We start from the raw sequence: 10651 nt of genomic DNA, 5'->3' as shown, positions 1-10651 counted from the left end.
CACCGCCCACAGCACCGGCTGCACCACATCCACCCGCGCCAACAGCGCCTCCGAACCCAGCGCCTCCGCCAACGACCAGTCCACGTAAGGCGCCAGAGCACGCCCGCACTCCGCCATCCGCCCCGCGAACACAGCCGATTCGGCCAACAGCTCCGCGGCCATCCCCACCCACTGCGAACCCTGACCCGGGAACACCAGCACCGAACGGCCGTCGACCGGGCGACCGCCGTCCCACACTCCCGAGTCGTCGTCGGCCATCCGGCCCAGCAGGGTGTGGAGTTGGTCCCGGTCCCCGACAAGTGCCTTCCGGTACTCGAAGGCGGTGCGCGTGTGCAGGGCGGATCCGATGTCGCGCGGGTCGACCCCGGGGTTGCCGTCCAGGTGGCGGCGCAGCCGGTCGGCCTGGAGGCGCAGTGCCTGCGGGCTCTTCGCCGACAGCAGCCAGGGCACCGCCGGCAGGGGGGTGCGCTCGGCCGGCGGGCCGTCGTCCTCCAGGGGGGTGTGTTCGAGGATGGTGTGGACGTTGGTGCCGCTCAGGCCGAAGGAGGACACTCCGGCCCGGAAGGGGCGGCCGTGGGACGGCCAGGGCTGCTGCTCGGTCGCGAGGGCCAGCGCTCCGCGCGTCCAGTCGACGTGGCCGGAGGGCCTGCTGACGTGCAGGGTGCGGGGCACCTGCCCGTGGTGCATGGACAGCACCGTCTTGATGACCCCCGCCACACCCGATGCCGCCTGGGCGTGGCCGAGGTTGGACTTGAGGGAGCCGACCAGCAGGGGCCGTTCGGCGGGCCGGTCCTGGCCGTACGTGGCCAGCAGGGCCTGGGCCTCGATCGGGTCGCCGAGGGTGGTGCCGGTGCCGTGCGCCTCCACCACGTCCACCTCGGACGCCGTCAGGCCCGCGTCCGCGAGCGCCGCCCGGATCACCCGCTGCTGCGACGGACCGTTGGGGGCGGAGAGTCCGTTGCTGGCGCCGTCCTGGTTGACGGCGGAGCCGCGTACCACCGCCAGTACCGGGTGTCCGTTGCGGCGGGCGTCCGACAGCCGCTCCAGCAGCAGGACGCCGACGCCTTCGCCCATGCCCATGCCGTCCGCGTCGTCCGAGAAGGCCTTGCAGCGGCCGTCCTCGGCGAGTCCCCGTTGCCGGGAGAAGCTGATCAGGGCGCCGGGGGTCGCCATCAGGGCGACGCCGCCGACCAGGGCGAGGGAGCAGTCGCCGCCGCGCAGCGCCCGGCCGGCGTAGTGCATGGCGACGAGTGAGGAGGAGCAGGCCGTGTCGATGGTCACCGCGGGGCCTTCGAGGCCCAGGGTGTAGGCGACCCGGCCGGATACGACGCTGGGTGCGCTGCCGGTGAGCAGGTGGCCGTCTCCTTCCTCCGACTGGGCGACGACGGCCGCGTAGTCGGCGTAGTTGACGCCGGTGAACACTCCGGTGCGGCTGCCGCGCAGGGCGGCCGGGTCGATGGCGGCGCGTTCGATCGCCTCCCAGGTGGTTTCCAGGAGCAGCCGCTGCTGGGGGTCCATGGCCAGGGCTTCGCGCGGCGAGATGCCGAAGAACTCCGCGTCGAAGTCGGCAGCGTCGTGCAGGAAGCCGCCCCGCCGGGTGGTCGAGGTGCCGGGGCGGTCGGGGTCGGGGTCGTAGAGGGCTTCGATGTCCCAGCCGCGGTCGGTGGGGAAGTCCGAGACGGCGTCTCCGCCGTCGGCGAGCAGGCGCCACAGGTCTTCGGGGGTGCCGATGCCGCCGGGGAAGCGGCAGGCCATGGACACGATCGCGATCGGCTCGTCGTCGGGCGCGGGCGGGTGCGCGGCGGCGTCCGGGGCGGCGGGGTCCGGGTCGGCGGCCTGCCGGCCGAGCAGTTCGGCGCGGATCTCCCGGGCGAGCGCGGTGGACGAGGGGTGGTCGAAGATCAGGGTGGACGGCAGCCGCAGTCCGGTGGCGGTGTTGAGCCGGTTGCGGAGTTCGACTGCGGTGAGGGAGGCGAAGCCCATGTCCTGGAAGGCCGTGCCGGGCCGGATCGCATCCACCGAGGGATGGCCGAGGACGGCTGCCGCGTGGGTGCGGACCAGGTCGAGCAGCAGGCGGTGCTGTTCGGATTCGGCGAGGACGGCGAGCCGTTGGCGCAGCAGTGCGGCGGCGGGTGCCTCCGTGTCGCCGGTCGTGGCTTCCAGGGCGCGGCGGGCTTCGGGGATGCCGGTGAGCAGCGGGCTGGGGCGGGTGGAGGTGAAGACGGCGGCGAACTGCTCCCAGTCGACGTCGGCGACGGCGACGACGGTCTCGTCGTCGTCGAGTGCCTGTTGCAGGGCGTGGACCGCGAGGTCGGGGGCGATCCGGGGCAGGCCGTGCTGCTCCAGTTTGAACAGGTCGGCGTCCGCTCCGGCGATGCGGTCCTGGAAGGGGTTCTCGGCCTGCCAGATGCCCCAGTCGACGGTGGTGGCGGTGAGGCCGCGGGCCCGGCGGTGCTGGGCCAGGGCGTCGAGGTAGGCGTTGGCCGCGGCGTAGGCGCCGTGGTCGCCGCTGCCCCAGACTCCGGCGATCGAGGAGAACAGGACGAAGGCGTCGAGTTCGCGGTCGAGCAGGGCGTCGAGGTGTTCGGCGCCGGCGGCCTTGGCGGCGACGATCTGTTCGAACGCGGACATCGGTGTGCCGTCCAGAGGGGCGAGCGCGACGAACGCGGCCGCGTGGACGACCGCGGTGACCGGGTCGCCCGCCGTGTCCAGGCCGGTGAGCAGTTCCGCCACGGCCTGACGGTCCGCCAGGTCGCAGACGGGCAGGGTCAGTCGTACGCCGAGGGCGGCCATTTCCGCGGCGAGTTCGGCCGCGCCGGGTGCCTGGGGGCCGCGGCGGCCGGGCAGGACGAGGTGGGTGGCGCCGCTGCGGGCCAGCCAGCGGGCGAGGTGCGGGCCGACGGCTCCGGTGCCGCCGGTCAGCAGGACGGTGCCGCGGGGCTTCCAGTGCTTCGTACGGCCGTCGTTCCGGGGGGCGCGCCGGAGGCGGCGGGCCAGCAGGCCGGTGGGGCGCAGGGCGAGCTGGTCCTCGCGGCCGACGCCGTTCGGGCCGGTGCCGGGGGCCGTCAGTGCGGCGGCGAGGCGGGTCCTGGCGCGGGCGTCGAGGTTCGACGGCAGGTCGATGAGTCCGCCCCAGCGGGCGGACAGTTCCAGCGCGGCCACCAGTCCGGTGCCCCAGACCAGTGCCTGGCGGGGGTCGGTGACCGGGTCGTCCGGGCCCGTGGACACGGCCCCGGCGGTGGCGCACCACAGGGGTGCGGTGAGGGCGAGGTCGCCCAGGGCCTGCACCAGGGCGACGGTGAGTGCCGTCCCGGTGGGCAGGGCCGGGTGGTCGGGGTGGGGCCGGTCGTCGGCGGCCAGCAGCGACAGCACGCCTGTCGGGACGCGGTCGCCGAGGGCGGTGGCGAGCGTGTCCGCGAGGTCCGTGCGGCGGACGGCGTCGGCGGTGAGTTCGGCCGTGACGACGGTGGCGCCCGCTTCGGTGAGGGCGAGCAGCGGGCCGCGTAGCAGTGCGTCGTCGTCGTGTCCGGCGGGCAGGACGACGAGCCAGGTGCCGGCGGCGGGGGTGGCGGCCGGCGGGTCGGGCAGGGGCTGCCAGCCGATGCGGTAGCGCCAGGAGTCGATGACGCTCTCGTCGCGCCGCTGTTTGCGCCAGCCTCGCAGGGCGGGCAGGACGGGGGCCAGGGCGTCCTCGTCGACGGCGAGGTGGGCGGCGATCTCGGCCGGGGCGTCGTGGTCGACCATGTGCCAGAAGGCCGTGTCGTGCGGGTCGGCGGCGGCCGGTCCGGTGCCGGGCGCCGCCTCCGGCTCCAGCCAGTAGCGCCGCAGCTGGAAGGGGTATCCGGGCAGGGCGGTCGGGCGGGCGCCGGTGCCGGCGTACACCGCGGACCAGTCGACGGCCGCGCCGGCCACCCACAGTTCGGCGGCCGAGCGCAGCGCCCGGCGCAGTCCGCCGTCGTCGCGGCGCAGGGTGCCGACGACCACGGGCGGCTCCTCGGCGCCGGTGGCCTCGACGGTGTCCTGGAGGGCCACGGTCAGCACCGGGTGCGGCGACACCTCGACGAAGACCTCGTGGCCCTGTTCGACCAGGGAGCGGACGGCCGCCTCGAAACGGACGGTCCCGCGGAGGTTGCGGTACCAGTAGTCGGCATCCATGGCCGTGGTGTCGAGCCGGTCGCCGGTGACGGTGGAGAACAGCGGGATCCGGGCCGGGAGCGGGCGTACACCGGCCAGCGCGGCCAGCACCTCGGACCTGATCCCTTCGACCTGGGCCGAGTGCGAGGCGTAGTCCACGGGTACGGACCGGGCCCGTACGCCCTGCGCGGCGCAGTGGGCGAGCAGTTCGGCCAGGGCCCGGGTCTCGCCCGAGACCACCACGGCGGCGGGCCCGTTGACGGCGGCCACCGACAGCTTCTCGGCCCAGGGGGCGATCTCGGCGCGGACCCGGTCCTCGGGCAGGGACACCGCGACCATGCCGCCGAATCCGGCCAGCGCCCGGATGGCCCGGCTGCGCAGGGCGACGACCTTCGCCCCGTCCTCCAGGCTCAGCGCTCCCGCCACCACGGCGGCGGCGATCTCACCCTGGCTGTGCCCGACCACGGCGTCGGGCCGGACGCCCCAGGACTCCCAGTGCGCGGCCAGTGACACCATCACCGCCCACAGCACCGGCTGCACCACGTCCACCCGTTCCAGGGAGGGTGCCCCGGGCGCGCCCTCCAGGACGGCGGGGAGCCGCCAGTCGACATGGGAGGAGAGGGCGGCGTCGCAGGCGGCGAGGCGGTCCCGGAAGGCGGGGCTGGTGGCGAGCAGGTCCTGTGCCATGCCGGCCCACTGGGAGCCCTGGCCGGGGAACACCAGGGCCGTCCGTCCCTCGACGACCCGGCCGGTGCCCGCGACGACGTCGGCGGGCGTGGCCGGGGCGGTGGAGAGGTCCGTGCCCGGCCCGGACAGGGCGGCGAGGCCGTCCAGCAGTGCGGGGCGCCCGTCGCCGATCACCACGGCCCGGTGTTCGAAGGCGGACCGGGTGGTCGCCAGCGAGAACCCGGTGTCGGCCGCCCGTGCGGGCGCGTCCGTGGCGAGCCGGGCGCGCAGCCGGGCCGCCTGGTCCCCGAGCGCGGACGCGGTGCGGCCGGACAGCACCCAGGGCAGCGCGGCCCCGGGCGCGCCCGCCCCGGCTGCGGTGTCCGGGCCGTCGGTCGCTGCTTCCGGTCCGTCGGCCTGTTCCGGCTCCGGTGCCTGTTCGAGGACGACGTGCGCATTGGTGCCGCTCATGCCGAACGAGGACACCCCGGCCCGGCGCGGCCGGTCGACGGCGGGCCAGTCGCGGGCCTCGGTGAGGAGTTCGACGGCGCCCGAGGACCAGTCGGCGTGCGGGGTGGGCGCGTCCACGTGCAGGGTGCGGGGCAGGACGCCGTGCCGCAGCGCGAGCACCGTCTTGATGACCCCGGCGACCCCGGCGGCGGCCTGGGTGTGCCCGATGTTGGACTTCAGCGACCCCAGCCACAGCGGACGCCCGGCGGGCCGGTCCTGGCCGTAGGTGGCCAGCAGCGCGTCGGCCTCGATCGGGTCGCCGAGGGTGGTACCGGTGCCGTGCGCCTCCACCGCGTCCACGTCGGACGTCGTCAGCCCCGCATCCGCGAGCGCCGCCCGGATCACCCGCTGCTGGGAGGGGCCGTTGGGGGCGGTCAGGCCGTTGCTGGCACCGTCCTGGTTGATCGCCGAACCGCGCAGCACGGCCAGCACCGGGTGGCCGTTGCGGCGCGCGTCCGACAGCCGCTCCAGCAGCAGCATCCCCACGCCCTCGCCCCAGCCGGTGCCGTCCGCGGCCGCCGCGAACGGCTTGCAGCGGCCGTCGGCGGACATCGCGCCCTGCCGGCTGAACTCGACGAACACCGCCGGCAGCGCCATCACGCTGACCCCGCCGGCGAGTGCGAGCGAGCACTCCCCGGCCCGCAGGGCGCGCGCCGCGAGGTGCAGCGCCACCAGCGAGGCCGAACAGGCGGTGTCCACGGTGACGGCGGGGCCTTCGAGGCCGAGCGCGTAGGACACCCGCCCGGACATCACGCTCATCGAGTTCCCCGTCATCAGGAACCCCTGGACGGCTTCGGCGGCGCCGGGGCCCAGCGTCGCGTACCCCTGGTCGATGGCCGCGGCGTACACCCCGGTGCGGCTGCCCCGCAGGGAGAGCGGGTCGATGCCGGCCTGCTCGACGGCCTCCCAGGACGCCATCAGCAGCAGCCGCTGCTGCGGGTCCATCGCGACCGCCTCGCGGGGCGAGATGCCGAAGAACTCCGGGTCGAAGTCCGCCGCGCCGTCCAGGAACGCCCCCCGCCCGGGGACGGTGCCGCCGGACGGCCAAGCGGTCTCCCAGCCCCGGTCGCCGGGGACGGGCGCGACGGTGTCGCGGCCTTCGGCGAGCAGTTCCCACAGGTCCTCGGGGGTGCGGACACCGCCGGGGAAGCGGCAGCTCATCGCCACGATCGCGATCGGCTCGCTCGTGCGGGCCTCGGCCTCCCGGAGCCGCTGCCGGGTGTCCCGAAGGTCGATGGTCACCCGGTTGAGGTAGTCACGCATCCTCTGGTCGCTCACTGGACACCGCTGCTTTCGTCTCGGGCCGCTCGGCTCTCGTCTCGGACTGCGCGGGACGCGCAGGGTGCGCAGGGTGCGCGGAACGGTGCCCTGGTCATGCGGATCCCAGCTGCCGGTCGATGTAGTCGAACATCTCGTCGTCGCTGGCCGCCTCGATCAGGTCGGGGGCCAGGTCGTCCGCGTCGCCCGTGGGGCGGGCGGTGGTGTCCGCTGTCCGGCCGGGCAGCGGGCGGGACAGCACTTCCCGTATCCGGGCGGCGAGTTCGTCGCTGACGCCGTCCGGCGGCAGGGCTTCGAGCAGGGTCTCCAGGGTGTCGAGCCCGGCCCGGACCGCCGCGTCGCCGGTCGGGCGGGCGGCGGTGACCCGCTCGGCGAGGTGGCGTGCCAGTGCCTCCGGGGTGGGGTGGTCGAAGACCAGCGCGGCCGGCAGCCGCAGCCCGGTCGAGGACACCAGCCGGTTGCGCAGTTCGACCCCGGTGAGGGAGTCGAAGCCGACCTCCTTGAACGGGCGGGCCGGGCGGATCAGGTTCGGCGAACTGTGGCCGAGCACCGCCGCCGCGTTGCCGCGCACCAGGTCGAGCAGGGTCCGGTGCAGCTCGGCCTCGGGCAGCTCGGCGAGCTGCTGCGCCATCGAGCGGGCCGGTGCCGCGGCGGAGGCGGCGGCAGTACGGGCGGGGCGGGCCAGGCCGCGGAGCACGGCGGGCAGCCGGTCGTCCGCCCGCAGCACGGACGGGGCGATCCTGGCCGCGAGCCGGTAGGCGTACGGGGAGTCCAGCGCCGCGTCGAACAGGGCGAGGCCCTCCGCCGAGGTCAGCGCGCCCGCCCCGGCGCCCCGACCCGCGGTGACCGCGGCCGTCATCCCGCTGCGCTCCTCCCACAGGCCCCAGCCGATGGACAGGCCGGGCAGCCCCTCGGCCCGGCGTTCGGCGGCGAGGGCGTCGAGGACCGCGTTGGCGGCGGCGTAGTTCGCCTGCCCGGCCGCGCCGAACTGGGCGGCGCCCGAGGAGAACAGGACCAGCGCCGCGAGGTCGAGGTCCCGGGTGAGTTCGTGCAGGGCCAGCGCCGCGTCCGCCTTGGGCCGCAGGACGCGGTCGAGCCGGTCCGGCGTCAGCCCGGCGATCGTGGCGTCGTCCAGGACACCGGCCGCGTGGACGACGGCGGTCAGCGGGTGCGCGGCAGGCACCGACCCGAGCAGGGCGGTGAGTGCGGCGCGGTCGGCGACGTCGCAGGCGGCGACGGTCACCGACGCCCCGAGTCCGGTCAGTTCCCGCACCAGCTCCGGCATTCCGTCGGCGGATCCGCCCCGGCGGCCCGCCAGCAGCAGGTGCCGGGCGCCGTGCGCGACGACCAGGTGCCGGGCAAGGAGCCGTCCCAGGGTGCCGGTGGCCCCCGTGACCAGGACGGTCCCTTCGGGGTCCGGCGCAGCGGGCAGCAGCAGGACGTTCTTGCCGACGCCCCGGGCCTGGCTGAGCGAGCGCAGGGCGGCCGGGGCCTGCCGGACGTCCCAGCCGGTGACGGGCAGGGGACTCAGCACTCCCTGCTCGAACAGGTCCAGGACGTCGGCGAGCATCTCGCCGATCCGCTCCGGACCGGCCTCCATCAGGTCGAACGCCCGGTAGCGCACCCCGGGGTGCTGCCGGGCGACCGTCCCGGGGTCGCGGACGTCGGTCTTGCCCATCTCCACGAACCGGCCGCCGTTCGGCAGCAGCCGCAGACCGGCGTCGACGAACTCCCGCGCCAGGCTGTCGAGTACGACGTCGACGCCCCGCCCGCCGGTGGCCGTCAGGAACTTCTCGGCGAAGTCGGTGGTACGGGTCGAGGCGATGTGCTCGGTGTCCAGTCCGCCGGCCTTCAGGACGTCCCACTTGGCGGGCGAGGCGGTCGCGAACACCCGCGCACCGGCGTGCCGGGCGAGCTGTACCGCCGCCATGCCGACACCGCCGGCCGCGGCGTGGACCAGGACCGATTCGCCGCGCCGCAGTCCGCCGAGATCGAACAGACCGTAGTAGGCGGTGAGGAACACCACCGGCACGGATGCGGCGCGGGCGAAGGACCAGCCCGCCGGTATCCGGGCGACGGTGCGGCGGTCGGCGACGGCGGTCGGGCCGAACGCGCCCCCGAAGATCCCCATCACCCGGTCCCCGGGCACCAGGTCGTCGACACCCGGGCCGACCTCGATGACGGTTCCGGCGCCCTCGCTGCCCAGGCCCTGCTGGTCGGGGTCGGGGTCCAGGCCGAGCGCGGCGATGACGTCGTGGAAGTTCAGCCCGGCGGCGCGCACCGCGATCCGCACCTCGCCCTTGCCCAGCGGGGCGAGGGCCGCGGGCGCGGGCTCCGCCGCGATGTCCTCCACGGAGCCCCGGCCGTCGGTGGTGAGCCGCCAGGCCGCGCCGTCCGGCAGGGACAGCGTGCCGTCCGGCCGTCCGCCGCGGACCAGCCGCGGCAGCAGCGGCGGGCCGGTCCGCAACGCCAGCTCGGGTTCCCCGGCGGCGAGCGCCGCAGGCAGGGCGTCCGCCGGCTCGCCCGTCCCGGCCTCGTCGACGAGGACGAAGCGCCCGGGGTGCTCGGCCCGCGCGCTGCGCACCAGGCCCCACAGGGCGGCCTGGGCGGGATCGACGGGACGGTCGAGCGGTCCGGTACGGACCGCGTCCCTGGTGAGCAGGGCCAGCCTGGCCTCGGCGAACCGCTCGTCGGCCAGCCACTGCTGCACCAGGGCCAGGCCCCGGTGCGCGGTGACGCGGACCCGGTCGGCGGGGTCGGGCAGGTCGGCGGTGGCGACGGCCGCCACGATCACCTCGGGGAGGGCGGCGCCCGCTTCGAGCGCGGCTCCCAGGGCGTCGAGGTCCTGCCACGACACCGCGCCGGGGACGGTGCCGCCGAGGGCGGCCCAGGTGGGCACGGCACTGTCGGCCGGGTCGGTGCCCGGGGTCCAGTCGAGGCGGTACAGCAGGTCGGCGTGGGCGGTCGCGGAGAGCGGCCCGCCCGCGGCCGGGGGCCGCAGCAGCAGGCCCTCCACGCCGAGCACCTGCCGTCCCGACAGATCGTGGGCGTGCAGGGTCACGGAGTCCGGCGCGCCGGCGGCGAGCCGCACCCGCAGCGTGGTGGCCCCGGTGATCCCGCCGGTCACACCGTTCCAGCTGAAGGGCAACCGGGCCCCGCCGTCCTGGTCGGGCAGCAGTGCGGCGATCTGGAGGGCCGCGTCCAGCAGCGCGGGGTGCAGCACGCACCCGGCGGCGTCGGCGTGCTGCGACTCCGGCAGCACCACCTCGGCGAACACCTCGCCGTCGCGGAGCCACGCGGCACGGATACCGCGGAAGGCGGGGCCGTAGTGGTAGCCGGCCTCGGCGAAGCGCTCGTAGAGGTCGCCGGTGTCCACGGGTTCGGCACCGGACGGCGGCCAGCTCAGCAGACCGGCCGAAGCTCCGGCCGGATCCCCGGCAGGCCCGGGCACCAGGGTGCCGGTGGCGTGCTCCGTCCAGGGCGCGTCGGCGTCCCGGGTCGTGCGGGCGAACACGCTGAGCCTCCGCCGACCGTCGCCGTCGGGCGCGGCGAACCGGAGCTGCAGGTGGACGGCACCCTCGTCCGGGAGCACGAGGGCCGATCCGAGGGTGAGTTCCTCGACCACCGGGCAGTCCGCCTCGGCCCCGGCGCGCAGCGCGAGTTCGAGGAAGGCCGTGCCGGGGAGGAGGACGACGCCCGACACCGCGTGATCGGCGAGCCAGGGGTGGGTACGCAGCGAGATCCGGCCGCTGAGCAGCAGCTCGTCGGAGTCCGCGACCTGCGTCACCGCACCGAGCAGCGGGTGCCCGGTCGTGGCGAGACCCGCCGAGGCGACGTCCCAGCTCGTGGTCGGGACGTCGAGCCAGTAGCGGCTGCGCTGGAAGGCGTACGTCGGCACCTCGACCCGCCGCGCCCCCGGGAACGCACCCGACCAGTCCACCCCCAGCCCGCACTCCCAGGCACGGCCCACCGCACGCAACACCTGCGCCGGGCCGCCCTCCCCACGACGCAAGGTCCCCAGCACCACGGCCTCCACACCCGCGGCCTCCACCGACTCCCCCAC

Annotated in this window: 2 protein-coding genes; both read right to left on the bottom strand. The window is 75.9% G+C overall.

The window, feature by feature from the left end:
• A partial coding sequence (locus ACWGJO_RS39375; protein WP_452190479.1) for a type I polyketide synthase occupies positions 1 to 6573 on the bottom strand: 6573 nt, incomplete at its 3' end.
• A gap of 109 nt (positions 6574 to 6682) precedes the next feature.
• Positions 6683 to 10651, bottom strand: a 3969-nt coding sequence (locus ACWGJO_RS39370; RefSeq protein ID WP_452190477.1) for an SDR family NAD(P)-dependent oxidoreductase, incomplete at its 5' end; no start/stop codon positions are given.

It is taken from the genome of Kitasatospora sp. NPDC054795 (assembly GCF_053611565.1).
The sequence above is the reverse complement of the archived record's forward strand: the minus strand, read 5'-3'. Positions and strand labels throughout refer to the sequence as shown.